19 protein-coding genes and 2 riboswitches are annotated in these 25,343 nt (G+C 62.1%); of the genes, 9 read left to right on the top strand and 10 right to left on the bottom strand.

The genetic code is table 11. The annotated features are described in order from the left end of the window. Positions 1-28: 28 nt before the first annotated feature. On the bottom strand, positions 29-739 hold the full coding sequence (locus tag QRN36_RS10110; RefSeq protein ID WP_285423954.1) for a histidine phosphatase family protein: 711 nt from the start codon (positions 737-739) through the stop codon (positions 29-31). Positions 740-953: 214 nt separating this feature from the next. Between QRN36_RS10110 and sohB the strand changes: the two genes are divergently transcribed. After that, on the top strand, positions 954-1,976 hold the full coding sequence (sohB, locus tag QRN36_RS10105) for a protease SohB (RefSeq protein ID WP_285423953.1): 1,023 nt from the start codon (positions 954-956) through the stop codon (positions 1,974-1,976). Between the two features lie 453 nt (positions 1,977-2,429). Here the strand turns inward: sohB and QRN36_RS10100 are convergent, their stop codons facing one another. Beyond that, the gene (locus QRN36_RS10100) at positions 2,430-2,924 is read right to left on the bottom strand and encodes a DUF934 domain-containing protein (protein WP_285423952.1); all 495 of its coding nucleotides are present in this window, start codon (positions 2,922-2,924) and stop codon (positions 2,430-2,432) included. Next, positions 2,908-4,566 carry a nitrite/sulfite reductase gene (locus QRN36_RS10095; protein ID WP_285423951.1) on the bottom strand — a complete coding sequence of 553 codons (1,659 nt, stop codon included), beginning with the start codon at positions 4,564-4,566 and terminating at the stop codon, positions 2,908-2,910. The genes QRN36_RS10100 and QRN36_RS10095 overlap by 17 nt, the downstream gene beginning before the upstream one ends. Positions 4,567-5,128: 562 nt before the next feature. Here QRN36_RS10095 and QRN36_RS10090 point away from each other — a divergent pair. Next, positions 5,129-6,217 (top strand): ABC transporter substrate-binding protein, encoded by a 1,089-nt coding sequence (locus QRN36_RS10090; RefSeq protein ID WP_285423950.1) that lies wholly within the window; start codon positions 5,129-5,131, stop codon positions 6,215-6,217. Positions 6,218-6,229: 12 nt separating this feature from the next. Here QRN36_RS10090 and QRN36_RS10085 read toward each other — a convergent pair whose 3' ends face one another. Next, positions 6,230-6,472 carry a DUF2970 domain-containing protein gene (locus QRN36_RS10085; RefSeq protein WP_285423949.1) on the bottom strand — a complete coding sequence of 81 codons (243 nt, stop codon included), beginning with the start codon at positions 6,470-6,472 and terminating at the stop codon, positions 6,230-6,232. 160 nt (positions 6,473-6,632) lie between these two features. Then, positions 6,633-10,343, bottom strand: a complete 3,711-nt coding sequence (gene metH / locus QRN36_RS10080; protein WP_285423948.1) for a methionine synthase — start codon at positions 10,341-10,343, stop codon at positions 6,633-6,635. Positions 10,344-10,515: 172 nt separating this feature from the next. On the opposite strand from metH, the gene QRN36_RS10075 reads away from it, so the two are divergent. The 3 genes from QRN36_RS10075 to nfuA all read left to right on the top strand — a co-directional run bounded on the left by QRN36_RS10075 (position 10,516) and on the right by nfuA (position 14,999). Beyond that, positions 10,516-12,816, top strand: a complete 2,301-nt coding sequence (locus tag QRN36_RS10075) for a fatty acid cis/trans isomerase (protein WP_285423947.1) — start codon at positions 10,516-10,518, stop codon at positions 12,814-12,816. A gap of 487 nt (positions 12,817-13,303) precedes the next feature. Then, positions 13,304-14,323: an acyltransferase gene (locus tag QRN36_RS10070; RefSeq protein WP_285423946.1), complete on the top strand. Its 1,020-nt coding sequence runs from the start codon at positions 13,304-13,306 to the stop codon at positions 14,321-14,323. An 82-nt stretch (positions 14,324-14,405) separates the two neighbouring features. After that, positions 14,406-14,999: a Fe-S biogenesis protein NfuA gene (gene nfuA, locus QRN36_RS10065; protein ID WP_093458433.1), complete on the top strand. Its 594-nt coding sequence runs from the start codon at positions 14,406-14,408 to the stop codon at positions 14,997-14,999. A 244-nt stretch (positions 15,000-15,243) separates the two neighbouring features. On the opposite strand, the gene cobM is transcribed toward nfuA, so the two are convergent. Genes cobM through QRN36_RS10045 form a run of 4 tightly spaced genes read right to left on the bottom strand, consistent with a single transcriptional unit; the run spans position 15,244 to position 17,359 of the window. Continuing rightward, positions 15,244-15,990: a precorrin-4 C(11)-methyltransferase gene (gene cobM / locus QRN36_RS10060; protein ID WP_285423945.1), complete on the bottom strand. Its 747-nt coding sequence runs from the start codon at positions 15,988-15,990 to the stop codon at positions 15,244-15,246. Between the two features lie 30 nt (positions 15,991-16,020). Then, positions 16,021-16,440: a cobalamin biosynthesis protein gene (locus QRN36_RS10055; RefSeq protein ID WP_285423944.1), complete on the bottom strand. Its 420-nt coding sequence runs from the start codon at positions 16,438-16,440 to the stop codon at positions 16,021-16,023. Further along, the gene (locus QRN36_RS10050; RefSeq protein WP_285423943.1) at positions 16,437-17,156 is read right to left on the bottom strand and encodes a CbtA family protein; all 720 of its coding nucleotides are present in this window, start codon (positions 17,154-17,156) and stop codon (positions 16,437-16,439) included. The genes QRN36_RS10055 and QRN36_RS10050 overlap by 4 nt, the downstream gene beginning before the upstream one ends. Positions 17,157-17,167: 11 nt before the next feature. After that, the gene (locus tag QRN36_RS10045) at positions 17,168-17,359 is read right to left on the bottom strand and encodes a CbtB-domain containing protein (RefSeq protein WP_285423942.1); all 192 of its coding nucleotides are present in this window, start codon (positions 17,357-17,359) and stop codon (positions 17,168-17,170) included. A gap of 98 nt (positions 17,360-17,457) precedes the next feature. Then, positions 17,458-17,675: riboswitch (cobalamin riboswitch) on the bottom strand. 213 nt (positions 17,676-17,888) lie between these two features. After that, a riboswitch (cobalamin riboswitch) is annotated at positions 17,889-18,112 on the top strand. Between the two features lie 129 nt (positions 18,113-18,241). Between QRN36_RS10045 and cobW the strand changes: the two genes are divergently transcribed. The 4 genes from cobW (at position 18,242) to QRN36_RS10025 (ending at position 24,917) form a co-directional block, all read left to right on the top strand. Next, entirely contained in the window at positions 18,242-19,321 is a 1,080-nt protein-coding gene (gene cobW, locus QRN36_RS10040) for a cobalamin biosynthesis protein CobW (protein WP_285423941.1), read from the top strand. Between the two features lie 2 nt (positions 19,322-19,323). After that, entirely contained in the window at positions 19,324-23,088 is a 3,765-nt protein-coding gene (cobN, locus tag QRN36_RS10035; RefSeq protein WP_285423940.1) for a cobaltochelatase subunit CobN, read from the top strand. A gap of 147 nt (positions 23,089-23,235) precedes the next feature. Continuing rightward, the gene (locus QRN36_RS10030; RefSeq protein ID WP_285423939.1) at positions 23,236-24,261 is read left to right on the top strand and encodes an ATP-binding protein; all 1,026 of its coding nucleotides are present in this window, start codon (positions 23,236-23,238) and stop codon (positions 24,259-24,261) included. 17 nt (positions 24,262-24,278) lie between these two features. Continuing rightward, positions 24,279-24,917 carry a VWA domain-containing protein gene (locus QRN36_RS10025; protein WP_285423938.1) on the top strand — a complete coding sequence of 213 codons (639 nt, stop codon included), beginning with the start codon at positions 24,279-24,281 and terminating at the stop codon, positions 24,915-24,917. Between the two features lie 137 nt (positions 24,918-25,054). Here the strand turns inward: QRN36_RS10025 and QRN36_RS10020 are convergent, their stop codons facing one another. After that, positions 25,055-25,321 carry a hypothetical protein gene (locus QRN36_RS10020; protein ID WP_285423937.1) on the bottom strand — a complete coding sequence of 89 codons (267 nt, stop codon included), beginning with the start codon at positions 25,319-25,321 and terminating at the stop codon, positions 25,055-25,057. Positions 25,322-25,343 lie beyond the last annotated feature (22 nt).

Here is a 25,343-nt window from a genome sequence, read left to right as displayed (position 1 = left end):
GGCACCTTGCGGGTGCGATAGGCCGGGCTCAGCGGTAGGTGATGAGCTCCGGCGCCTTCATCAGTTGCAAATGCGCGTGACTGTTGAAGGAAGCCAGGGTCACCTCGCGACCGCGAAACCGGAGCTGGTTGAGCGAGGTGTTGACGATTTGCCAGTTGAGCTCGAATGCATGGGTTGCGGGCATTCGGGTGATCAGGTGGAGCAGGGCGGTGATGGTTCCGCCCGAGGTAAAAACGGCAATGCGGTCGTTGGCGGCGGCGCTGTCGAGAATGCTCTCAAGGCCACTGCGGACCTGGGCGACGAAGGCCAGCCAGCTCTGCAGGGCAGGCGTGTCATGTTCGCCCCCCAGCCAGCGGCCGATGATCAGTGCGAACAAGCGCTGGAATTCGGCGCGGTTATGCGCGGCGTTGCGCATGACCTCCAGTGCCTCGGGCTCGTCCGGCAGCATCGCGGGCAGCAGCGCGCGAATCACGCCTTCAGCGTCGAATTCGTTGAAGGCTGGGTCAATTTCCAGAGCGGGGGTTTCAAGGCCCGCTGCGTCGAGCTGGGCAAGGGCGGTTTCGGCTGTGTGGCGTTGACGAAACAGGCTTCCCGACACGCAGCGATCGAATGTCAGCCCCAACTGGGCCAGATGCGTGCCGAGGACTTCGGCCTGGCGATAACCGGTGGGCGACAAGACGTCGTAATCGTCTGCACCAAAGGAGGCCTGGCCATGTCGTATCAGATAGATGCTGCCCACGTCCGCGTCATCCCGGCACGTTGAAAGTGTTGGGAGGTTATGAGGAGGGTGCGGGGTCTGTCAATGAAAAAACATACGCTTGTTTGAATTGGCCGTTGGCCTGCGTTTTGCCTCGTCTCGCTGGCTCGACGCAGGGCGCGCCGGTATGCTTGATCCGTTCGCGATTCTGTACGGACCTTACATAAAGGTTCTGACGTGTAGGTAAGGAGTTTCTGTGGAGTTCATGTTCGATTACGCCAGCTTTCTGGCAAAAACCGTCACCGTGGTGATTGCGATCGTCGTGGTGCTGGTGGTCATCGGCTCGCTGCGCGGCCGCGGTCGGCGCGGTGGCGGCGGTCAGTTGCATGTGACCAGGCTCAACGATTTCTACAAGGGCCTGCGTGACCGCCTGGAAGGTTCGCTGCTCGACAAGGCCCGACTCAAGGCGCTGCGCAAGGCACAGGCGAAGGACCTGAAGAAGGAAAAGAAACAGGCTGACGTCAAGCCACGTGTTTACGTACTGGATTTCGATGGCGACATCAAAGCTTCTGCCACCGAAAGCATGCGTCATGAAATCACCGCCCTGCTGACCCTGGCCACCGACAAGGACGAAGTGGTGCTGCGCCTGGAAAGCGGTGGCGGCATGGTACACAGCTACGGTCTGGCGTCTTCACAGCTGGCGCGCATCCGGCAGGCAGGCATCCCGTTGACCATCTGCATCGACAAGGTTGCGGCCAGCGGCGGCTACATGATGGCGTGTATCGGCAATCGCATCATCAGTGCGCCCTTCGCGGTGCTGGGTTCCATCGGCGTGGTTGCGCAGCTGCCTAACGTCAACCGGCTGCTGAAAAAACACGACATCGATTTCGAGGTGCTGACCGCCGGTGAGTACAAGCGCACGCTGACGGTTTTTGGCGAAAACACCGAGAAAGGCCGCGAGAAGTTTCAGCAGGACCTGGACATCACTCACGAGCTGTTCAAGAACTTCGTCGCCAGCTACCGCCCTCAGCTGCAGATCGATGAAGTGGCCACCGGCGAAGTCTGGCTGGGCATGGCGGCCAAGGACAAACAACTCGTGGATGAGCTGAAGACCAGCGACGAGTACCTGTCCGAGAAGGCCAAATCTGCCGACGTTTTCCATCTGCATTACGCCGAACGCAAGAGCCTGCAAGAGCGCGTCGGCCTCGCGGCGAGCGGGTCGATCGACCGGCTGGTGACAGGCTGGTGGAGCAAGCTGACGCAACAGCGGTTTTGGTAAAGGAACGGATCTGGACGATCTGAACGGATTTGCACGATCGGAATGTTTTGCCCGGATCCGACGGGCTCTGCAGGAGCGTGGCTTGTCCCGCGACGCGGGGCGTCAGCCTCGATCCGGATAGATGACCGAGCGCGTTCCCGGCTGAAGCCGGTCCTACGAAAGGCTCGCGGCGTCTGTAGGACCGGCTTTAGCCGGGAATAGGCCGGTGCATGCAGTCGACAGGCAGTGATTGGAAATCAGCCTTCGTGGAGCATTTGCACAGGTGTTGTGCTTAGCCTGAAAGCCTGGCAAATGCCGGCCCTCGAGGAGTGCTCACGAAACCACCGGCATGACCGCTGCATTTTCAGCGCTGAATTCGCTCTTCGCGGGCAAACGACCTTTTACAGGTGGCACGAAAAAGCCCCGATTTCTCACGAAACCGGGGCTTTTTGTGGGCTCTGGATCAGCGCCGGATCAGCGGCGACGGAACAAGGGCAAAGGCTCGTCGGTGGCTGCCTGATACGTCACCGAAAAGTCCCGCAGACTTGCCAGCGCTTCGTACGGGTCTTTGTCCGCACGAATGGCGAAGGCATCGAAGCCGCAGCGATGCAGGTAGAACAACTGGTCGCGCAGCACGTCGCCGATCGCGCGCAGTTCGCCTTTGTAGCCATAGCGATCGCGCAGCAGGCGAGCGTTGGAGTAGCTGCGTCCATCGGTGAATGCCGGGAAGTTCAGGGCGATGACCTGGAACTGATTGGCGTCGTCACCGATTTCTTCGGCTTCTTCATCGCTGTCCAGCCAGACACCCAGGCCACCATCACGTGCTTTCAGCGCATGGCCGTGCTCGCGCCACAGGACCAGTGGCACGATCAGGTCGTCGCAGTTCGACAGGCTGCCGAACTCGGTGTCCTTGGGCAGCAGGTGCCAGGTTTCGTCGATGACTTCGTTGTTCTTAATGATTCGCTGCATAGACGCGCTCCTTGAAAGGGTCGATGCCGATACGCTGGTAAGTGTCGATGAAGCGCTCGTCCTCGTTGCGTTTCTCAACGTAGACATTGATCAGCTTCTCGATCACGTCCGGCATGGCGTCCTGTGCGAAGGATGGGCCAAGGATCTTGCCCAGGCTTGCGTCCCGGCTGGCGCTGCCGCCAAGGGACACCTGGTAGAACTCTTCACCTTTCTTGTCCACGCCCAGAATGCCGATATGGCCGACGTGGTGATGGCCGCAGGCGTTCATGCAGCCGGAAATGTTCAGGTCCAGTTCGCCGATGTCGAACAGGTAGTCCAGATCGTCGAAACGGCGCTGGATCGATTCGGCGATCGGGATCGATTTGGCGTTGGCGAGCGAACAGAAATCGCCGCCCGGGCAGCAGATGATGTCAGTCAGCAGGCCGATGTTCGGCGTCGCGAAACCTTGCTCGCGCAGCTCGCCCCACATCGTGAAGAGCTGGCTCTGCTCGACGTCGGCCAGAATGATGTTCTGCTCGTGGGAGGTGCGCAGCTGGCCGAAACTGTAGCGGTCGGCCAGATCGGCGATGCCGTCCAGTTGCTTGTCGGTGACGTCGCCCGGGGCAACGCCGGTCGGCTTGAGCGACAGCGTCACGGCAGCGTAGCCGGGCTTCTTGTGCGCCAGCACGTTGCGCGAGCGCCAGCGGGCAAAACCCGGATGCTCTTTGTCGAGCTGGGCGAGTTCAGCGCTGTAGTCGGCCAGCGCCTTGTACTCGGGATCGACGAAGTGTTTGGCGACACGATGCACTTCGGCTTCGGTCAGGGTGGTCTGGCCGCCACGCAGGTGGGCCATTTCCGCCTCGACCTTCTCGGCGAAGACTTCAGGGGTGAGCGCCTTGACCAGGATCTTGATCCGGGCCTTGTACTTGTTGTCGCGACGACCGTAGCGGTTGTACACGCGCAGGATGGCGTCCAGGTAGCTCAGCAGATCCTGCCACGGCAGGAACTCGTTGATGAACGCACCGACGACCGGCGTACGACCCAGACCACCGCCCACCAGCACGCGGAAGCCAAGTTCGCCAGCGGCGTTCTTGACAGGCTCCAGGCCAATGTCATGGACTTCGATGGCGGCGCGGTCGGACGTGGAACCGTTGATCGCGATCTTGAACTTGCGCGGCAGGTAGGCGAATTCCGGGTGGAATGTCGTCCACTGACGCACGATCTCACACCATGGGCGCGGGTCAACCAGCTCATCGGCGGCGACGCCGGCAAACTGGTCCGTGGTGACGTTGCGCAGGCAGTTACCGCTGGTCTGGATCGCGTGCATCTGCACGGTGGCCAGTTCAGCGAGAATATCGGGAATGTCTTCCAGCGCCGGCCAGTTGAACTGCACGTTCTGGCGGGTACTGATGTGGGCGTAGCCCTTGTCGTAGTCGCGGGCGATTTTCGCCAGCATGCGAGTCTGGCGCGACGTCAGTTGACCGTAAGGCACGGCCACGCGAAGCATCGGGGCGAAACGCTGGATGTAGAGGCCGTTTTGCAGGCGAAGCGGGCGGAACTCTTCTTCGCTGAGCTCGCCGGCCAGATAGCGGCGGGTCTGGTCGCGGAACTGCTTGACGCGGTCCTCGATGATCCGCTGATCGTACTCGTCGTATACGTACATGGTGGTCCTGTTCTCAGGCGGTTCACTGCTGCTTAGACGGCCCGAAGCAGGCGATGCGTTGTCGCAAGGGTTTCAGGCCGCTGAACAAATCTGCGCGCACGGTCGCGCAGCCCCAAAAGGAGCCGGCGGAGGTTACCAGTTTGCGGATATGCGCAAAAGTGATGTTTGAATATAAGTAAATAACTGAAAGTGCTAAGCACTTCATCGGCTATTCATAACCCCACTTGTGGTGAGGGAAAGCGTCAACTTTACTCTGGCAATAGCTGCGGTCAACCGTCCGCCGCTCGCTCCATCTGCAATCACCAATAAGAACTGACAAGAGGCGATGCAATGAGTAACAACCACCCTAAAGTTGCCAAGTCCGACAGCCACGTGGATGCCTGGGCGATTCTCTTCATCATTATTCTCGTCGTGGGTGCCGCGGTTTTCTGGGTCAGTCACCAGTAATACAGGCACTTCGCCTTCAAGTCGGGTACACAATCCCCGACGGCTGCCGATAGGATAGGAGCGGGTCTGGATTTACAGACCTGCCGAGTGTTCTTTGGCGTAAGGCGGGGTGTCCATGATCAGGTTTTTCAATGGCTGCCTCCTTTTACTGGTGTGGGGGATGTGGTCGAGCGGCGCGTGCGCGGCGTCGGTGGTTTTCCTTAATCCGGGCTCGGCACCGGACCCTTATTGGTCAAGCTATTCACGGTTCATGCAGACGGCTGCCGACCGGCTTGGCATGCGCCTGAAAATTCACTACACCAACCGCGACACCCGCGCCTTGCTCACGCTGGCGCGCCAGACGCTGTCGGGGCCCGAGCGGCCGGACTACCTGGTGTTCTCCAACGAGCTGAACGTGGCTCCGGAAATCCTGCGGCTTTCGGTGGGCAGCGGGGTTCGGTTGCTGGCGGTCAACAATACCTTCACGGCGGACCAACTGAGCATCCTGGGCGATCTTGCCGTTCGCTACCCTGACTTTCTCGGCAGCCTGGTCGCCAACGACGAGGAGGGCGGTTATCGGGTCGCCCGGCAACTGATCGAGGCACAGTCACTCGCAGCGCCCGGCAAACCTGTCGAAATGCTCGCCTTCTCCGGGACCAACAGCACGCCGGTTTCGCTGCAACGCGAGCGTGGCCTGTACCGGGCGCTCGCCGAATACCCTCACGTGCGCCTGCGCCAGATCGTGCTGGGCGGCTGGCGTCGTGATCGCGCCCATGAACAGGCGCAGGTGCTGCTCAAGCGTTACCCGGGCACCCGCGTGATCTGGACGGCCAGCGATCAGATGGCATTCGGGGTGATGGATGCCATTCGCGAAACCGGCCAGCAGCCTGGAAAGGACGTTCTGCTCGGGACGATCAACGATTCGACGGCCGCGTTGCAGGCGCAACGGGACGGCCTGTTGAACGTGGTGGTCGGTGGCCACTTCACGCTGGGTGGCTGGGCGCTCGTGCTGCTGCATGATTACGACGAGGCCGAGCCCTCAGCGCGCCAGCGCATCGGCAACTGGCGGGTGCGCGCAATGCAGGTCAGGGAGCGCCAGGACGCCGCGTTTTACATCCAGGCCAATCAGCGCGACGACTACGACATTGACGTGCGTCAGTTTACCGAAGGCCGCAGTCCCGCCGGTGTGGGCTATCCCTTCGTGAAAGCCGGACCTCGGGACTGACGCCGATCTGGCTCAGCGGCTTGCGAAAAACAGCACCAGTTGCACGATGCCCAGCAGGGCCAGCGCGAAGACGGCCGTGAAGGCAACGCCAAGCAGGATGAAGTGCACCGGCTTGCCATGACTGAAATCCCGCGCACGATTGCGCTGGCTCTGAACGCCAAAGGCCGCGGCCATGACGCTGTGCAGCATCTGCCAGAAGGTTGGCGGCGTGCCGTCGTCAGGCGTCGGGGAAGGGGCTTCGTTCGGTTTGTCCATGACATCCTCCAGACCAGCGTGGAAGGTCTGCAGGAAGGATAGTCGTAAATCGGTGAGAGCCTGCGGTGGCGCTTGCCCGATCGTGCAGTGTCAGCGGGCGCTGAATCATTGACGACCCTGTCGCGGGCAAACGCTCCTGCAGGTTGATCAGCCCATTGGCTTATTCGTCATAGCCCAGATTCGGCGCCAGCCAGCGCTCGGTGACGCGCATTTCCTGGCCTTTGCGGGCGTTGTAGCTTTCGACCTGGTCCTTGTCGACCTTGCCCACTGCGAAGTACTGCGCCTGAGGGTGAGCGAAGTACCAACCGCTGACGGCGGCGGCCGGGAACATTGCGTAGTGCTCGGTGAGGAACACGCCGCTGATGCCTGGCTTGCCGTCGCCCTGGGTCGGGTCCAGCAGGTCGAACAACACGCCTTTCTCGGTGTGATCCGGGCAGGCCGGATAGCCGGGAGCAGGGCGGATGCCAACGTACTTTTCCTTGATCAGGTCTTCGTTGTTCAACTGCTCGTCGGTTGCGTAGGCCCAGTACTCTTTACGCACCTGCTGGTGCAGCCATTCGGCGCAGGCTTCGGCCAGACGGTCGGCAAGGGCCTTGACCATGATCGCGTTGTAATCGTCGCCCTTGTCCTGATACGCCTTGGACACTTCCTCGGCGCCGATGCCGGCGGTGGTGATGAAGCCGCCCACATAATCGGTCACGCCGCTGTCTCGAGGCGCGACGAAATCGGCCAGCGAGAAGTTCGGCTTGCCGTCGGTCTTGATGATCTGCTGGCGCAAGTGATGCAGTTTCGCCAGCGGCTGGCCGTTGTCGTCGAACAACTGAATGTCATCGTGATCGACCTGATTGGCAGGCCAGAAACCGAACACTGCCCGGCTGCGGATCAGCTTCTCGTCGATCAGCTTGCGCAGCAACTCTTGCGCGTCGTTGAACAGCGAAGTCGCCGCTTCACCGACGACTTCATCGGTGAGGATGCGCGGGTATTTGCCCGCCAGATCCCAGGAAATGAAGAACGGCGTCCAGTCGATGTAGTCGACCAGCACGTTCAGGTCGATGTCTTCGAGCACCTTCACACCGGTGAAGGTCGGCTTGACCGGCGCGTAGGAGGCCCAGTCGAACTGCGGTTTCTTGGCGATGGCCGCGCTGTAGCTCAGGCGTTCGGTGCGTGCGCTGCGCGCCGAGGTGCGTTCGCGCACTTCGACGTATTCGGCGCGGGTCTTCTCGATGAATCCGGCTTTGAGCTCCTTGGACAGCAACTGGGTCGCCACGCCCACCGCGCGCGAGGCGTCGGTGACGTAGATGACGCCGTCGTTGCTGTATTTCGGCTCGATTTTCACTGCCGTATGGGCCTTGGACGTCGTCGCACCGCCGATCATCAGCGGCAGGCTGAAGTTCTGCCGCTGCATTTCCCGGGCGACGTGGACCATTTCGTCCAGCGACGGCGTGATCAGGCCGGACAGGCCGATGATGTCGCACTTCTCGTCTCTGGCCACCTGCAGGATCTTCTCCGCCGGCACCATCACGCCCAGGTCGACGATGTCGTAGCCGTTGCAGCCCAGTACCACGCCGACGATGTTCTTGCCGATGTCGTGCACGTCGCCCTTGACCGTGGCCATCAGAATCTTGCCCTTGGCTTCCGGCTTGTCGCCTTTCTCCGCTTCGATGAACGGGATCAGGTGGGCAACGGCCTGCTTCATCACGCGAGCGGATTTGACCACCTGCGGCAGGAACATCTTGCCCGAGCCGAACAGGTCGCCGACCACGTTCATGCCGGCCATCAGCGGCCCTTCGATGACTTCGATCGGGCGCGTGAAGGTCAGGCGCGACGCCTCGGTGTCTTCCACGATATGGGTGGTGATGCCCTTGACCAGCGCGTGCTTGAGCCGCTCGTTGACCTCCCAGCCGCGCCATTCTTCGGTTTCGGCTTCCTTGACCGAGCCATCGCCCTTGAACTTGTCGGCGATGGCGAGCAGCGCGTCGGTGCCGTTGGGCGTGCGGTTGAGCACCACATCCTCGACGGCATCGCGCAGTTCCTTCGGGATCTCGTCGTAGATTTCCAGTTGACCGGCGTTGACGATACCCATGGTCAGCCCGGCGCGGATCGCGTACAGCAGGAACACCGAGTGGATGGCCTCGCGAACCGGGTTGTTGCCGCGGAACGAGAACGACACGTTGGACACGCCGCCGGAGGTCAGCGCATACGGCAGCTCGTCGCGGATGTAGGCGCAGGCGTTGATGAAATCGACCGCGTAGTTGTTGTGTTCCTCGATGCCGGTGGCGACGGCGAAGATGTTCGGGTCGAAGATGATGTCTTCCGGCGGGAAGCCGACTTCGTTGACCAGAATGTCGTAGGAGCGTTTGCAGATTTCCTTCTTGCGCGCTTCGGTGTCGGCCTGGCCGGCTTCGTCGAAGGCCATGACCACCACTGCCGCGCCGTAGCGCTTGCACAACCTGGCGTGATGAATGAACTGCTCGACGCCTTCTTTCATGCTGATCGAGTTGACGATGCCCTTGCCCTGAATGCACTTGAGGCCGGCCTCGATCACTTCCCATTTGGAGGAGTCGATCATGATCGGGACGCGGGAAATGTCCGGCTCACCGGCGATCAGATTGAGGAAGGTCACCATGGCCTTCTTCGAATCCAGCATGCCCTCGTCCATGTTGATGTCGATCACCTGAGCACCGGCCTCGACCTGTTGCAGCGCGACTTCCAGGGCTTCGGTGTAGTTGTCTTCGCGGATCAGGCGGGCGAAGCGGGCGGAGCCGGTGATGTTGGTGCGCTCGCCGACGTTGACGAACAACGACTGGCGATCGATGGTGAACGGCTCCAGGCCTGACAGTCGGCAGGCTTTGGGGATGTCCGGAATGGCGCGCGGCGCGTACCGGGCAACGGCGTTGGCGATGGCCTTGATGTGCGCAGGCGTGGTCCCGCAGCAGCCGCCGACGATGTTCAGGAAGCCGCTCTGCGCAAACTCTTCGACGACCTTGGCCATTTCGGCCGGGCTCTCGTCGTACTCACCGAACTCGTTCGGCAAGCCGGCGTTCGGGTGTGCCGAGACGTGGGTGTCAGCCTTGTTCGACAGCTCTTCCAGATACGGCCGCAGCTCGCTGGCACCCAGCGCGCAGTTCAGGCCGACCGAAAGTGGATTGGCGTGACGCACCGAATTCCAGAAGGCTTCGGTGGTCTGGCCCGACAGCGTACGGCCCGAGGCGTCGGTGATGGTGCCGGAGATCATGATCGGCAATTGATGGCCGATTTCGTCGAACACACCCTGCACGGCGAAGATCGCGGCCTTGGCGTTCAGCGTGTCGAAGATGGTTTCGATGAGGATCATGTCCGCACCGCCTTCGATCAGGCCGCGGGTCGCCTCGGTGTAGTTCTCGACCAGCTCGTCGAAGGTAACGTTACGATAGCCGGGGTTGTTCACATCCGGAGACAGCGAGCAGGTGCGGCTGGTCGGGCCGAGCACGCCGGCGACGAAACGCGGCTTGTCCGGCGTTTCGAGGGTTTTTGCATCGGCCACTTTGCGCGCCAGCCGGGCGCCTTCCACGTTCAGTTCGTAGACCAGCGCTTCCATGCCGTAATCGGCCTGGGACACCTGGGTGGCGTTGAAGGTGTTGGTTTCGAGGATGTCGGCGCCGGCGTCCAGGTACTCTTTTTCGATCGCGCCGATCACGTCCGGACGGGTCAGGATGAGCAGGTCATTGTTGCCCTTGACGTCGCTGGGCCAGTCGGCGAAGCGCTTGCCGCGATAGTCTTCTTCCTCCAGTCGATAGCTCTGGATCATGGTGCCCATGCCGCCATCGAGAATCAGAATCCGCTCTTTGAGAGCCTGCTGGAGTGCTTGAAGACGCGCGCTGCGATCTGACATGAAGGTTACCCGGATGAAAAAGTACGAAATAGGGTGTCGCTTAAAAGTGCGAAATAATAGCAAACCTGTACCGTTTTAAACCGTTACCGGATTTACATGAATTCTGCTCATGTTGATGTCGGTTCGCCACGGGTAGAATTGACGGGTTTTTTATTTTCAGGACGCCCGTTCAATGTTGCATCGCTTGTTCGCCCTGTGTGTGGGTCTGTTGTCATGCGGTGCAGCGCTGGCGCAATCGCCCACCGCTTCCCCGGCCATTTCCTACAGCCGGGACATCCAGCCGATCTTTACCGAGAAGTGTGTCGCCTGCCATGCGTGCAACGATGCGGCGTGCCAGTTGAACCTGGGCAGCGCGGAAGGCGTGTCGCGCGGGGCGTCCAAAGTGCCGGTGTATCAGGGCGATCGCAGTCAGGCAGTGGCGCCGACGCGGATCTTCTACGACGCACAAGGCCCTGATGCCTGGCGCAGGAAGGGCTTTTATTCGGTGCTCGACGGGCAGAGCAATCAGGCCGCGCTGATGGCGAAGATGCTCGAACTTGGCCACAGCGCGCCCCTGGTGCCCAACGCCAGACTGCCTGACGACATCGTGTTGGGGCTCAATCGCGAAAACATGTGCCCGCTGCCGCAAGAATTCGAAGGTTACGCCAGGTCGCATCCGGGGCAGGGCATGCCGCTGGCAGTGACCGGGCTGACCGACGCCCAGTACACGACCTTGCAGAGCTGGCTGGCGCAGGGCGCACCGGTGGAACAGACGCCGGTGCAGCCAAGCGCTGGCGAGGCGGCGCAGATCAGTGAATGGGAAAACCTGTTCAACCGGCCCGGCTCCACCGAAGCACTGGTGGCGCGCTGGCTCTACGAGCACCTGTTTCTTGCGCACATCTACTTTACCGACGGTGAGCAGGGGCATTTTTTCCAGTGGGTACGTTCGCGCACGCCCAGTGGCCAGCCTGTGGACCTCATTGCCACCCGGCGTCCCGATGACGACCCCGGCACGACGTTTTACTACCGCTTGATGCCGGTGCAAGGCGTGATCGTGCACAAGACCCATATCACCTACCCGATGGGGCCGCAGAAGCTGGCGCGGGTCAAGCAGCTGTTCTACAGCGGCAACTGGCACGCCACGGAGCTGCCAGGCTATGGGCCGCAACGCCGCGCCAATCCATTCGATACGTTCAAGGAAATTCCTGCGGTCGCGCGTTACCAGTTCATGCTGGACAACGCCGAATACTTCGTGCGCACGTTCATCCGCGGCCCTGTGTGCCGGGGACAGATCGCCACCGATGTGATCCGCGATCACTTCTGGGCCTTGTTCCAGGAGCCGGCACACGACCGCTACATCACCGATGCCGCTTACCGGGCCAAGGCCACGCCGTTGCTGGCGATGCCGGGGCAGAACGACGATGTCGGCAGCGTCCTCAGCCTCTGGCACGACTACCGTGACAAGCGCAACGAGTACGAGGATCTGCGCAGCGACGCCTACGCGCACATGCCGCCGCCCGGTTGGGCCACGCTGTGGGCCGGCAACGACAACGCGTTGCTGACCATCTTCCGTCACTTCGACAGCGCCACCGTCAACAAAGGGCTGATCGGCGACCTGCCGACCACCGTGTGGCTGTTCGACTACCCGCTGCTGGAGCGCACGTATTATCAGTTGGTGGTGAACTTCGACGTGTACGGCAACGTGTCTCACCAAGTGCAGACGCGGTTGTATTTCGACCTGATCCGCAACGGCGCCGAAGTCAATTTCCTGCGTCTGATGCCGGCCGACAAACGCGACGACATCCTTGGCAGCTGGTACCAGAACAGTGGCAAAGTGAAGATGTGGCTGGATTACCAGGCCATCGATAACGACACGCCAACCGGCATGAAGCTGGACGAGGAACACCCCAAGCGGGATTTCGAACGCAAGCTGATCGAGCGCGCGGGCACGCTGAACGCCACGCCCGATCCGATCAACCGCTGCAGCGGCGCCTATTGTTCGCGCAAAGGGCTGGACCCGGTTTTCAGTCAGGTCGAGCAGTCGCTCAGCCGGTTGGCTTCACGACCTGCGGCGGGTCTGAAGGTCATCAATCAGTTGCCTGAGGCGACGATGCTGCGCATTCAGGATGGCAGCGGCAAACGGATTGTCTACAGCATGCTGCGCAACCGCGCCCACGCTAACGTGGCGTTTCTGCTCGGCGAGGTTTATCGCTATCAGCCGGGGCTGGACACGCTGACGATCTATCCGGGCGTGCTCAGCAGCTACCCCAACTTCATCTTCAACGTCCCGGCCAGCGAGGTAGGCGCGTTCGTCGACGCCATGGAGCAGGCCCGGGACGATAAGCCTGCGTTCGATCGCATCGTCCAGCGTTGGGGTGTGCGCCGCAGCCATCCGCTGTTCTGGACGTACTTCCACGACCTGGACCGCTATATCCAGGAGACTGAGCCGCAGGAGGCGGGGGTGCTGGATATGAATCGGTACGAGAATCTGTGATTCGCAGGACCTGGCGCTCTGTGATCACTCGCTCGCGAAAGTAAGTCAACGGTCTATAACGCCCCCTTCGATCAGCGGCGTAACAGCGGACACCTTCCCGGCTGAAGCCGGTCCTACGAAAAGCTTGCGGCGCCTGTGGGAACGGCTTAAGCGGATCCTACGAAAAAGCCTGCGACGTTGTAGGACCGGCTTCAGCCGGGAAGAGGCCGGTGCAGGCTGTCGAGGTGCATGGGTTGAGAATTCGCCTTCGCAAGCCCGCTCATGCCCACAGTTTTTTCATGCCCGACCCAACCTCTGCATCGTCCCGCCGGTACGGGGCGAAACTGGAAAACCCTCGTAAAACATGGCGTGCAGCCATTATGCAGCCCGTCAGACCTGCCGAACCTTTTGCCCAATCCTGACTCGGACCCTGTGAGTCGTCCCGCCAGCATGGCCCTTTTCGAGGTCCGGGATCGTGGGTCAAACCAGAGTAAGCAAGAGGTTGCAGATGTTGATTTCGGTTCAAGCCCTGCGGGCACTCGCCGCGTGGGCCGTTGTGTGTCACCACTTCATGCAGATTTTTTTCGACTTCCACCCCAGCGGCCCGATCGGCCGGTTTTTTACTGAAAAAGGCGCCGTCGGCGTCGACATCTTCTTCGTCATCAGCGGTCTGGTCATCTACCTGTCGACGGTCGACAAGGACATTCCGGCCAGCCGCTTCATGCTCAATCGCCTGATCCGGATCGTCCCCGCGTACTGGCTTTACACGCTGGTCATGGGGTTGTTGGTGGTGGTGGCGCATCCGCTGCTGCCTCATCAGGTCGTCGACTGGCAGAGCTTCATCCTCTCGCTGCTGTTCATTCCTTCGGAAAACCCGGGTGGTTACGGCCTGTATCCCACGTTGAACGTCGGCTGGACGTTGAATTACGAGATGTTGTTCTACGTGCTGTTCTCCATGGTGTTCCTGTTCCAGCAGCGTCTGCGCCCCCTGATCATCGCGGCTGCGCTGTTCGCGGTGACCGACGTGCTGGGTCGCTCAGGGCTGATCAGCCGTTTCTATGCCAACGATATCGTTTATGAATTCCTGTTGGGCATCGGCATCGGGGTAATCTACCGCCGTGGCTGGATCACCGAGCGCCTCTGGCTGCCACTGCTGGCGATCGGCGGCGCGCTGCTGACGATCAAACAGCTGCCGCCGGACCTGCGCATCGTTAACTGGGGCCTGCCCAGTGCGGTGATCGTGGTGGCCTGTATTTCGCTGGAGCCGTACTTGCGCGGTAGTCGCCTCTTGAAAATCATGGGCGACTGCTCATATTCGGTGTATCTGCTCCATGTGCTGGTGCTTTATGGCGGTTGGCTGGCCAGCGAGCGCTATGGTTTCGATCCCTACGCGGTGTTCGCCGTCTGTGTGCCGGTGATCGCACTGGGCTCCTGGCTGAGCTACGAGTGGATCGAAAAAGGTTTGTACCGCCGGATGAAAGCCTGGCTGGACGGCAGGAGGGGAGTAAAGGAAGCGGCGCTTTCCTGATCTTTACCTGACCAGAATAGTAGGGCTTTGTCAGGCGCCGTCGATTGGCGTAAACTCCGCCCCACGTCTGCGAGGAATTTTCATGACCGCTATTACGATTACCGATGCCGCCCACGATTACCTGGCCGATCTTCTGCAAAAGCAGAACACGCCGGGCATCGGCATCCGCGTGTTTATTACCCAGCCTGGCACCCAATACGCTGAAACCTGCATTGCCTACTGCAAGCCTGGCGAAGAGAAACCGGAAGACAAGGCCATCGGCCTCAAGAGCTTCACTGCCTGGATCGACTCGTTCAGCGAGGCGTTTCTGGACGACGCCGTGGTCGATTACGCCACCGACCGCATGGGCGGTCAGCTGACCATCAAGGCGCCGAACGCCAAAGTGCCGATGGTCAATGCCGACAGCCCGATCAACGAGCGCATCAACTATTACCTGCAGACCGAAATCAATCCGGGTCTGGCCAGTCATGGCGGACAGGTGACGCTGATCGATGTCGTTGAAGAAGACGACGCCAACATTGCCGTGCTGCAATTTGGTGGTGGTTGTCAGGGCTGCGGTCAGGCCGACGTCACCCTCAAGGAAGGCATCGAGCGCACCTTGCTGGAGCGGATTCCCGAGCTCGCCGGCGTGCGTGATGTGACTGACCACACCCAGAAAGAAAACGCTTACTACTAAGCGTTTTTCTCCCTCAAAAAGCCCCGACTGGTTCGGGGCTTTTTGTTGGGTGCAGAATCCCTGTAGGCGCGTGGCTTGTCTCTGGGCCGCGTCCAGACGATCTGCCGGTACCAGCAGCAAGCGCTGTGATGAAGCCTGTCAGATCGAGAAAGTCGGTTCGATGCAGCTGCGCAGCAGATTGCCGGCAAGCCAGGCGTCTACGAATTCCTTCCAGCATCAGAAACGGATCAGACCTCAATCCAGGTCACGGCCGGAACACGTGGGCGTGCCCGGCGCGGTACAGCGACGACTCGCTGAACACGTCGTTACCCAGCACGCGGCCCACGAGGATCAGCGCGGTGCGGCGGAAACCCTTGGCTTGCACCTTGTCTTCGATGTCACCCAGCGTCCCGCACACCCAGTCCTGGTCCGGCCAGCTGGCGCGGTGGACCACGGCGATCGGGCAGTCTGCGCCGTAATACGGTGTCAGCTCGGCAACGATCTTGCCAAGATTGGTGATGCCCAGGTGAATCGCCATCGTCGCCCGGTGCTGCGCCAGTTCGCCGAGTGACTCGCCCTGCGGCATGGCGGTCTTGTCCGCGTAACGCGTCAGGATGACGCTCTGGGAGATGTCCGGCAGGGTCAGTTCAGTGCCCAGCAGGGCTGCGCATGCCGCCGTGGCAGTGACGCCGGGAATGATCTCGAACGGGATGCCCAGGGCTTTGAGACAGCGAATCTGCTCGCCGATGGCGCCGTACAGACTGGGGTCGCCGGAGTGCACGCGGGCGACGTCCTGACCATTTGCATGAGCGGATTTCATCAAGGCGATGATCTGGTCCAGGTGCAACTCGGCACTGTTGGACACTTGCACCGCCTGATGGCCTTCCAGCACAGCCTCTGGCACCAGCGATCCGGCGTAGATGATCACCGGACAGCTGCGGATCAGGCGCTGGCCCTTGACGGTGATCAGGTTAGGGTCGCCAGGTCCGGCGCCGATGAAAAAAACGGTCATGGGGTCTCCAGAAATGTGCGCCGGTCAGCGTCAGGCGGTGATGCCGATAGCCAGTGCGAAGGTGGCGCGAGAGCTGTTGCGGCGCTCGATCAAAAGGCTGGCCGAGCCGTTCGACAGTCGGGACGCCATCACCAGTGCCGCGCTTTCCGCCACGCCGTGACAACCCGTGTGCGCGAACGCTGTGGGTGAGCGATGGCTCAGCTGCGATTCAACGATTTTCAGTTCATCGGCACTGAAGAACATCAGCGGCAGGCGCATATGTTCGGCCAGTTCCAGCAATCCCGTTTCGTTCGATTTGCTGTCGATGGAGGCGAGGGCGCTGATGTCGCGAACGCTGACGCCGTGTTCCAGCAGGCACACTTCGATCAGACCCTGCAGCACCGATGCCGGACAGCCGCGCTGGCAGCCCAGACCGATCACAAGGATCGGCCGGTTGCCGGCGTCACTCATACCGCGTGATTCAGACCGGACTGCGTCGACGCTGCTTCGTGTCGACGGAACAGCCAGGCGCTGATCACGCCCATGCCGACCCAGAACAACGCATTGGTGACCAGCGAGGCCACTTTGAACTGGGCTTCGAGGGCTTCGGGCGCCAGTGCAGCATGCACTTCAGGCTGCGGCGCGCCGACGACATGGGGCACCACCAGAATGGCGACGCCCAGGGCTTTCAACAGCCAGCTGCGGGCGAACACGATGAGCGCCAGTCCGGCTGCGGTCGAAGCGGCGGTGCCGACCCACCAGATCTGCCGCTGCGTGAGATCGGCCGCCGCGGTGCCCGGCAATTCCGGTGGCAGGCCGAGGGTCGGCGCGAGGACGAACACAGCGAAACCCGCCAAACCCCACAGCACGCCCTGGCGAGCGCTGTTCGGGCTGCGCAGGGTGTAAAGCGCGGCCAGCATCAGCGAAAAGCCCACGGCGACAACCAGATTGCCGCCGGTGGTGGACAGCACGCGCTGCCAGCCATCTTCAGGTTCCCAGGCCTCTTCGTCGTGAACATGCCCGGCCATGGCGCCGTCGGCATGCTCGTGGATCTCGGCGGCCGGGGCTTTCTCGTAGGTTTCAGCCTGCAGAATCAGCGGCGCAACCCAGAAACTCTGCAGCAAGGTCAGCAGCAGGGCCGCGAGCAGGCCCGTGAAACCAGCCGTGTGAGCGATACGCTTGAACATGGCGGCAGGTCTCAGTGGCAAGGAAATGCGGAACTGTGGCGGGTGTCGTGCGCAGCATTGTGCACGGCATCGATGTGCGAGAACCCTGCGAAGTACACCAGAAAGGCGCCCAGAATCATGGCGCTGACGGCGGCGGTCAGGCGTTGGGTCTGAGTCTGGGTGCTGGCGTTGCTGGATGTCTGGCTGGTAGTGCTGATCGACATGGCGCTTCCCTCTGAAGTGGTCAGCGACGGGAAAGCGCAAGGGCGCACCACTGACGGGCGTCAGCCGTGAACGCAACTGCACCCGCCCACCGCGGGTTTGTCATATGTCATTGACGGGCCGGTCTCCGGGCTTGCGAGGGGCGGGCCTTTCGACCTGCCTGCAAGAATCGCCTTCCCATATCGCTGACGACACAGTGGATCTGACTCTTCACTCGCTTACCGTTGCGGGGGCAGCGCCGGACTTGCACAGCATCGATCTGTGCGCACCGGTTTCCCGTTTCACCCTGTGAAGGGCACCCGTAACAAGGTGTGTAGGAGACCACGGAGGCGAAGTCCCGTCAATTGCAGCGTTCGCCACCGTCGTTAACGCCGGTCCAACGGGAAGAGTGGACCGGATGCGGGATTGGACCAATGCTTTCCCGGCTGAAGCCGGTCCTACGGTGTGGACCGAATGCAGGACCGGCTTCAGCCGGGAAGGTCTCTCCGGACAAGGCGCACGTTTGTTCGTTGACCTTGCCCCGGTCACTGCGTAGCCTTGCGCACTCGAGGTTCACCGTTTCGCCGCCTTGGCGGTTCGGTGCTAAGAAGGGAATGCGGTCAATGCCGCAGCTGCCCCCGCAACTATAAACGGTCATGTTCATTGCACAGCCACTGCGCGAGCGGGAAGGCGCGATGAATGCCGGTCGCCTGACGATAGCACCAGTCGATCCGCCGCCGTAAGCCAGGAGACCTGCCTCGATTCGGGCCTGCTTTGATCAGCGCCCAGGAATTCTCACTACAACCGGGCGGGGTGATCCGGTGGCGAAACGAGTCGCGGGCCGGCCCCTGTCCGGAACGCGCAGCGCTCGTCCTGTCTGCCCGCCGCAAGCCCAAGGGCATCCCATGAAAACACTGGCCAAACTTCCCGTCACCATCGTCACCGGCTTTCTCGGCTCGGGCAAAACCACACTGCTGCGTCACATGCTCGATAACGCCGAGGGGCGCCGCATTGCCGTGATCGTCAACGAATTCGGCGAGCTGGGAATCGACGGCGAGATCCTCAAGCAATGCACCATCGGCTGCACCGAAGAAGAAGCCAACGGCCGCGTCTACGAATTGGCCAACGGTTGCCTGTGCTGCACGGTGCAGGAGGAATTCTTCCCGGTGATGCAGGAATTGGTCGCGCGACGCGGCGATCTGGACCACATCCTCATCGAGACATCCGGTCTGGCGCTGCCCAAGCCGCTCGTTCAGGCCTTTCAGTGGCCGGAAATCCGCAACGCCTGCACCGTCGACGCCGTGATCACCGTGGTCGACAGCCCAGCGGTCGCCGCAGGCACGTTCGCCGCGTTCCCTGATCAGGTCGATGCTCAGCGCAAACTCGACCCTAATCTGGATCATGAATCGCCGCTGCACGAGTTGTTTGCCGATCAGCTGGCGAGTGCCGATCTGGTCATTCTCAACAAGGCCGACATGATCGCCGCCGAAGCGCTGGCCGCCGTGCGCGCGGAAGTCGCCGAAGAATTGCCGCCGGCCGTGAAGGTCATTGAAGCGAGCAAGGGCCAGTTACCGATCAGCGTGTTGCTGGGACTGGGCGCCGAGTCAGAATTGCACATCGACGGCCGCAAGACCCACCACGACCACCATGAAGGCGACGACCACGACGATCATGATCACGATGCCTTCGACTCGATCTCGATTTCGCTGCCTCAGGCGGACGAAGCGTTGTTGCTCGACGCCCTGACTCAGGCAGTGGTGCAGCACGGCATTCTACGGGTCAAGGGCTTCGCGGCCATTCCCGGCAAACCGATGCGCCTGTTGGTGCAAGGCGTCGGTACGCGTTTCGACAAGCATTTCGACCGAGCCTGGAAAGCCGATGAGCAGCGTCTGACGCACCTGGTGCTGATCGGCCAGGACCTGGACGCCCACGTGCTCGAAGCGCAGCTGCGCGCTGCCGTCACGACGTCCGGGATCAAAGGCTAAGCATGCACCTGCTGCGCACTCAGCCTGGCGGCTTTGTCCCCGACGACAGCATCGCTGACCTGGGGCAGACCCCCGCCGAACTGGTGATTCTCTGCAGCGGCGATTCACACCTGGCGTTGCTGGCGCAAACCGCGCAGCAACTGCCTGACGATTACCCGAGCCTGCGCCTGGCCAATCCGATGCAGGTGCAGAATCACGCCTCGGTCGACCTTTATGTCGATCAGGTGCTGCGCCATGCCAAGGTCATCCTGATTTCCCTGCACGGCGGCATCGGCTACTGGCGCTACGGCGTGGAGCGGCTGGTCGAACTGGCGCAGCGCGGGGTCAGGCTGATCCTGGTGCCGGGCGATGACCGACCCGACCCGGAGCTCAGCGACCTGAGCACCGAGCCTGCGCAGGACTGTGATCGGCTCTGGCATTACCTGCGTCAGGGCGGCAAGCACAACGCTTTGCAGTTGTTCAATTACCTCGCCAGCCGATGGCTGGATCGGCCTTACGGCTGGAGTGAGCCCCAGGCGTTGCCGCGCACGGCGGTTTATCACCCGCGCCATGGCCACGGAACAATCGCTGACTGGCGGGCTGACTGGCGCGACGATGAGCCGGTGGCGGCGGTGTTGTTTTACCGCTCGCACCTTCAGGCGGCCAACACCGGGTTCATCGATGTGTTTTGCCAGCGTCTGCAGGCCCAGGGGCTTAACCCGCTGCCGATCGCCGTCGCGAGCCTCAAGGAGCCTGCTTGCCTTGTGGCGGTTCAGGACTGGCTGGATGAAGCGGACTGTGAAGTCATCCTCAACACCACCGGATTCGCGCAATCCAGCCCGGAAGCGCCGCACCTGCGGCCTTTCAGGCGCAACATTCCGGTGATCCAGGCGATCTGCGCGCAAGACAACCAGCCTGCCTGGGAGGCCAGCGAGCAAGGTCTGGGGGCACGGGATCTGGCCATGCATATCGCGTTGCCGGAGCTGGACGGGCGCATCATCAGCCGGCCCATCAGCTTCAAGGACCTGGCCTGGCACAGCGAGCGCAGCCAGTCAGACGTGGTCTGCTACCGGGCCCATCCCGAGCGGATGGATTCCGTCGCTGAGCTGGCGCGGCGCTGGGTGCTGTTGGCGCGTACTGCCAACGGCGACAAACGTGTGGCGCTGATTCTGGCCAATTACCCGACGCGCGATGGACGCATCGGCAACGGTGTGGGCCTCGACACGCCCGCTGCCGCGTTGAACATCCTCAATGCCATGCAGGCCGAGGGATATCCGGTCCAGGACCTGCCGCAGAGCGGCACCGCGCTGATCCACGCCTTGCTCGGCGGCGTGACCAACGACCCTGACAGCCTGGATCAGCGGCCTTGCCACCAAAGCATGGCGATGGAGGCGTATCTGGCGGCATTCCAGTCGCTGCCCGAAGCCAACCGCGCGGCGGTAATCGAGCGCTGGGGCACGCCGGATAACGACCCGATGTGCCGGGACGGGCGAATGATGGTGGCCGGCCTGCGGTTTGGCATGACCTTCGTCGGCATTCAGCCGGCGCGCGGGTACAACGTCGATCACAGCGCGGTGTATCACGACCCTGATCTGGTTCCGCCTCACGGCTACCTGGCGTTCTACTTCTGGCTGCGCCGCAGTTACAGCGCCCATGCGGTCATCCACGTCGGCAAGCATGGCAATCTTGAATGGCTGCCGGGCAAGGGCGTCGGCCTGTCGGCACACTGCTGGCCGGACGCAACCCTTGGCGCTATGCCGAACATTTACCCCTTCATCGTCAATGATCCGGGTGAGGGCGCACAGGCCAAACGGCGGACGCAGGCCGTCATCATCGACCACCTCATGCCGCCGCTGACCCGAGCCGAAACTTACGGACCGTTGCGTCATCTCGAACTGCTGGCCGACGAATATTACGAAGCCCAGTTGCTCGATCCCCGGCGCGCGCGGGAGTTGCAGAAGGACATCCTCACGCTGGTACGCGAGACCCGCATCGATCGCGAACTGGCGCTGGACGAGCATCTGGACAGCGACGCCGATGCCGCGATCTGGCTGCCGCGTCTGGACACGTATCTGTGTGATCTGAAGGAATCGCAGATTCGCGACGGCTTGCATGTGTTCGGTGAGTCACCGAGCGGGCGCCTGCGCATCGACACCTTGCTGGCCATTCTGCGAGTGCCCCGTGGCGATGGCCGGGGCGCTCAGGCCAGCCTGTTGCGTACGCTGAGCAACGCCCTGGGACTGGCATTCGACCCGCTGGACTGCAATCTCGCTGAGCCGTGGACCGGTGCGAAACCTCATGTATTACATGAAGTGAGCCAAGACCCTTGGCGCACGACTGGCGATACGCGCGAGCGGCTTGAACTGTTTGCCGCCACTTTCGTTGAGCAACTGTTGTCCGGTGATGATTTTAAAATATCGCTTGAAAACAGTGAGTTAAATGAGTTTATTAAAGCCATTAAAGAGGTTGTGGCGCCACGCCTTGATGCGTGCGGGCCTGCTGAAATGCGTGGTCTGCTCGACGCCTTGAGCGGCCGGTTCGTGCCGGCTGGCCCGAGCGGTGCACCCAGTCGGGGTCGGCTGGACGTGCTGCCGACCGGGCGCAATTTCTTCTCGGTGGACGTGCGCAACTTGCCCACAATGACCGCGTGGAGAATTGGCTTTAAGTCGGCAAATCTTTTGCTGGAGAGGCACTTACAGGACAACGGTGATTATTTACGTCAACTTGGACTGTCGGTCTGGGGCACGGCCACGATGCGCACCGGCGGCGATGACATTGCTCAAGCCATGGCGTTGATGGGCGTCCGTCCGGTCTGGGCAACCGGAAGTCAACGCGTGGATGATTTTGAAATCCTGCCGCTGAGCTTGCTGGATCGCCCGCGCGTGGACGTGACATTGCGGGTGTCCGGGTTTTTCCGCGACGCATTTGCCAACCTGATCAAGCTGTTCGACGCGGCCGTTCAAGCCGTGGCTGCGCTCGATGAGCCCGATGACATGAACCCGCTGGCGGCCCGGGTGCGCGAGGAACGCCGGCAACTCGAACGCGAGGGCGTCACTGCCGAACAAGCGGCGAAGCAGGCCGGCTGGCGTATTTTCGGCGCCAAGCCCGGCGCTTATGGCGCCGGCGTGCAGAACGCTGTCGACGGTCGTCTGTGGCAGACCCGCGCCGACCTGGCCGAGGTGTACCTCAATTGGGGCGGTTACGCCTACGGGACGAACGACGAGGGCACGCCTGCGCGGGACGGTTTCGCTCGGCGGCTGAGCCAGGTGCAGGCGGTGGTGCAGAATCAGGACAATCGCGAGCACGACCTGCTCGATTCCAACGACTACTACCAGTTCCAGGGCGGCATGCTGGCCGCCGTCGAGAGCCTTGCCGGCACGAAGGTCGCCAGTTACCACGGCGACCACAGTCAGCCCGATCTGCCGAAAATCCGCACCCTGAAAGAAGAACTCAATCGTGTGGTGCGTTCGCGCGCCGCCAATCCCAAGTGGATCGAGGGGGTCAAGCGCCATGGTTACAAAGGCGCGTTCGAGATGGCGGCAACGGTCGATTTTCTCTTCGCCTTCGACGCGACCACCGAGCTGATAGACGATCATCAGTACGCATTGTTGGCGGACGCTTATCTGCTGGATCCGGCCACGCGGGCGTTCATTCAGCAGCACAATCCCGATGCGTTGCGCGACATGACCGAGCGCATGCTCGAGGCGCAGCAGCGCGGCTTGTGGCAGGAGCCGGGCGAGTACCGAGAGGTGCTGGAGAATCTGTTGCTGGATATTGAAGAGACGTGATGACTTCACGGCCATGGACGCAGCCCAGGCTGGTCACAGCCTGGCTGGCTGCCTGGCGGCGCGGTAACTGCTGATGCTTCGACCTTCCGTGAGCGCAGCGCAAGACTTTTGATCAGTGACTCAATCGACGTTCGACGAGAAACAACCATGACCGACACCTCGCATTTCCCGCTGGCCGCCGTGGTCGGCGCTGACGACCTGAAGCTGGCGCTGTGCCTGACCGCCATCGATTCGAAGATCGGCGGCGTGCTCATCGAGGGGCCTCGCGGCATGGCCAAGTCGACCTTGGCGCGCGGCCTGGCCGACCTGTTGGCCAGCGGTCAGTTCGTCACGCTGCCGCTCGGTGCCACCGAAGAACGGCTGGTCGGCACGCTGGATCTGGAGGCTGCCCTGGGCGAGGGCCGCGCGCGCTTTTCGCCAGGTGTGCTGGCCAAGGCCGACGGCGGGGTCCTGTATGTCGACGAAGTCAATCTGCTGCCCGATCATCTGGTCGACCTGCTGCTGGACGTCGCTGCCAGCGGCGTCAATCTGGTGGAGCGTGATGGCATCTCCCATCGTCATCCTGCGCGCTTTGTCCTGATCGGGACGATGAACCCGGAGGAAGGCGAACTACGCCCCCAGTTGCTCGACCGGTTTGGCCTCAATGTCGCGCTGAGCGGGCAGACCGCGCCGCAGCAACGTGGGCAGATCATTCGTCGGCGTCTGGATTTCGATGCGGCGCCCGAGGCGTTCTGCGAGCAATGGGCGCCTGAGCAACAGGCGCTGAAGGCCCGATGTGAAAACGCCCGAGCGCGGTTGTCAACCATCGAGCTGGACGACCTGAGTCTGGCGATAATCACCGAACGCTGCTTTGCCGCAGGCGTCGATGGCCTGCGCGCTGACCTTGTCTGGTTGCGCGCCGCCCGCGCGCATGCCGCATGGCGCGGGGAAACGTCGATCAGTGAAGCGGACATCGATGCGGTGGCGGATTTCGCCCTGCGTCATCGTCGTCAGGCCCCGCCGCCACAACCGCCGGCATCGTCCGGGCAGGCTGACGAGCCCCAGGTTCAATCGGCGCAGCAGGATGCGGCACAGGGACAGCGCCAGGGCGAGGGCAGTTGGGGTGCGATGCCTGCACGGGCCGTCGCCACCGGCGCGCGCCGAGAAGTGCCCATCTGGCCAAAAAAGCCCTAGGCGTCCGCCCTCGGCAAGTGTCGGGGGCGGATGCCAGCCCTCGGCCGGGCACGCTAAACGGTGGTAAAAGTGGCGCCGCGCGCTCGGGTATCGAGGGCGCGATTGCGTGGCTGCCGACGTTGCTGCGAGGGCGACCCGGCACGCGCGCGGATATCGTGCGTCAACCGCGTACTCGGCAGGCGCAGATGCTCTGGCTGGTGATCGTCGATGCGTCGGCTTCGACCCGTCGTCATCAGGCGCTGAGTCAGGCCAAAGGACTGCTCGCGCAGTTGTTCGACGATGCGTATCGACAACGCGCCAGACTGGCATTGCTGACGGCCAGTGGCAGCGGCGCGCGCTGGCAGCACCATGGTCTGAAAGCCGGCGCCGCGTTGCAACCCTGGCTGGACGGGCTGGGGGCAGGGGGCGGCACGCCGTTGTCCGATGCCATCGAGCAGGCGGGCGACTGGTTGAACAAACGGCAGAAACGTTATCCCGGCGAGATTCAGCGCGTGCTGATCATCACCGATGGCCGCGTCAGGGAAGTGCCTGCGGCGTCGGGGTTCGCCTGTCCCAGTCTGCTGATCGACATCGAGCGCGGGCCGATCCGGCTCGGTCGGGCCGTCGAGATTGCACAACGACTGGGTGCTCAATACCGCCATATCGATGCGCTCTAGTGCATCGACGCTTCGGTCCGGCAGGCGTGAAAAGAGGGTTGGCAACACGCGCCGACCCAAGGTCGGCGGCGTGCGGATGAGTGCGGGGCGCTGAGTCACACGTCTGGCGCGTCACCCGGCCCTCGCATTCGGGGGGATCAGGCTGGCATGGTCCAGGGTTCCAGGCGATAGCCTTCACCACTGATTTCCGCACGGGTCTGTTCCAGCACATGGGCCAATTGCTGAGGGTCGGAATAGGCGCTGCTCGGAATCTGTTTGCGACCAATGCGGTTGCTGGTGCGATCGACGACAGTCAGGCTCAGTTCGCCGTTGCCATCCTGTGGCGCCCACGCCACACAGTGGAAAGGCTGAAAAGCGTGGCCGACGATCAGCAAAGCATCGTTAAAGCGCAAGGGGGCGTTCATGGAGTGTCCTCTAAATGCCCGT

This window comes from Pseudomonas sp. efr-133-TYG-103a (genome assembly GCF_030209235.1).
Classification (GTDB): domain Bacteria; phylum Pseudomonadota; class Gammaproteobacteria; order Pseudomonadales; family Pseudomonadaceae; genus Aquipseudomonas.
The sequence above is the reverse complement of the archived record's forward strand: the minus strand, read 5'-3'. Positions and strand labels throughout refer to the sequence as shown.

Bases quoted from the DNA above. Each gene is read 5' to 3' on its own strand.
- QRN36_RS10100 (WP_285423952.1), bottom strand. From the start codon at position 2,924: ATGCAGCGAATCATTAAGAACAACGAAGTCATCGACGAAACCTGGCAC.
- QRN36_RS10095 (WP_285423951.1), bottom strand. From the start codon at position 4,566: ATGTACGTATACGACGAGTACGATCAGCGGATCATCGAGGACCGCGTC.
- QRN36_RS10090 (WP_285423950.1), top strand. From the start codon at position 5,129: ATGATCAGGTTTTTCAATGGCTGCCTCCTTTTACTGGTGTGGGGGATG.
- QRN36_RS10085 (WP_285423949.1), bottom strand. From the start codon at position 6,472: ATGGACAAACCGAACGAAGCCCCTTCCCCGACGCCTGACGACGGCACG.
- metH (WP_285423948.1), bottom strand. From the start codon at position 10,343: ATGTCAGATCGCAGCGCGCGTCTTCAAGCACTCCAGCAGGCTCTCAAA.
- QRN36_RS10075 (WP_285423947.1), top strand. From the start codon at position 10,516: ATGTTGCATCGCTTGTTCGCCCTGTGTGTGGGTCTGTTGTCATGCGGT.
- QRN36_RS10070 (WP_285423946.1), top strand. From the start codon at position 13,304: ATGTTGATTTCGGTTCAAGCCCTGCGGGCACTCGCCGCGTGGGCCGTT.
- nfuA (WP_093458433.1), top strand. From the start codon at position 14,406: ATGACCGCTATTACGATTACCGATGCCGCCCACGATTACCTGGCCGAT.
- cobM (WP_285423945.1), bottom strand. From the start codon at position 15,990: ATGACCGTTTTTTTCATCGGCGCCGGACCTGGCGACCCTAACCTGATC.
- QRN36_RS10055 (WP_285423944.1), bottom strand. From the start codon at position 16,440: ATGAGTGACGCCGGCAACCGGCCGATCCTTGTGATCGGTCTGGGCTGC.
- QRN36_RS10050 (WP_285423943.1), bottom strand. From the start codon at position 17,156: ATGTTCAAGCGTATCGCTCACACGGCTGGTTTCACGGGCCTGCTCGCG.
- QRN36_RS10045 (WP_285423942.1), bottom strand. From the start codon at position 17,359: ATGTCGATCAGCACTACCAGCCAGACATCCAGCAACGCCAGCACCCAG.
- cobW (WP_285423941.1), top strand. From the start codon at position 18,242: ATGAAAACACTGGCCAAACTTCCCGTCACCATCGTCACCGGCTTTCTC.
- cobN (WP_285423940.1), top strand. From the start codon at position 19,324: ATGCACCTGCTGCGCACTCAGCCTGGCGGCTTTGTCCCCGACGACAGC.
- QRN36_RS10030 (WP_285423939.1), top strand. From the start codon at position 23,236: ATGACCGACACCTCGCATTTCCCGCTGGCCGCCGTGGTCGGCGCTGAC.
- QRN36_RS10020 (WP_285423937.1), bottom strand. From the start codon at position 25,321: ATGAACGCCCCCTTGCGCTTTAACGATGCTTTGCTGATCGTCGGCCAC.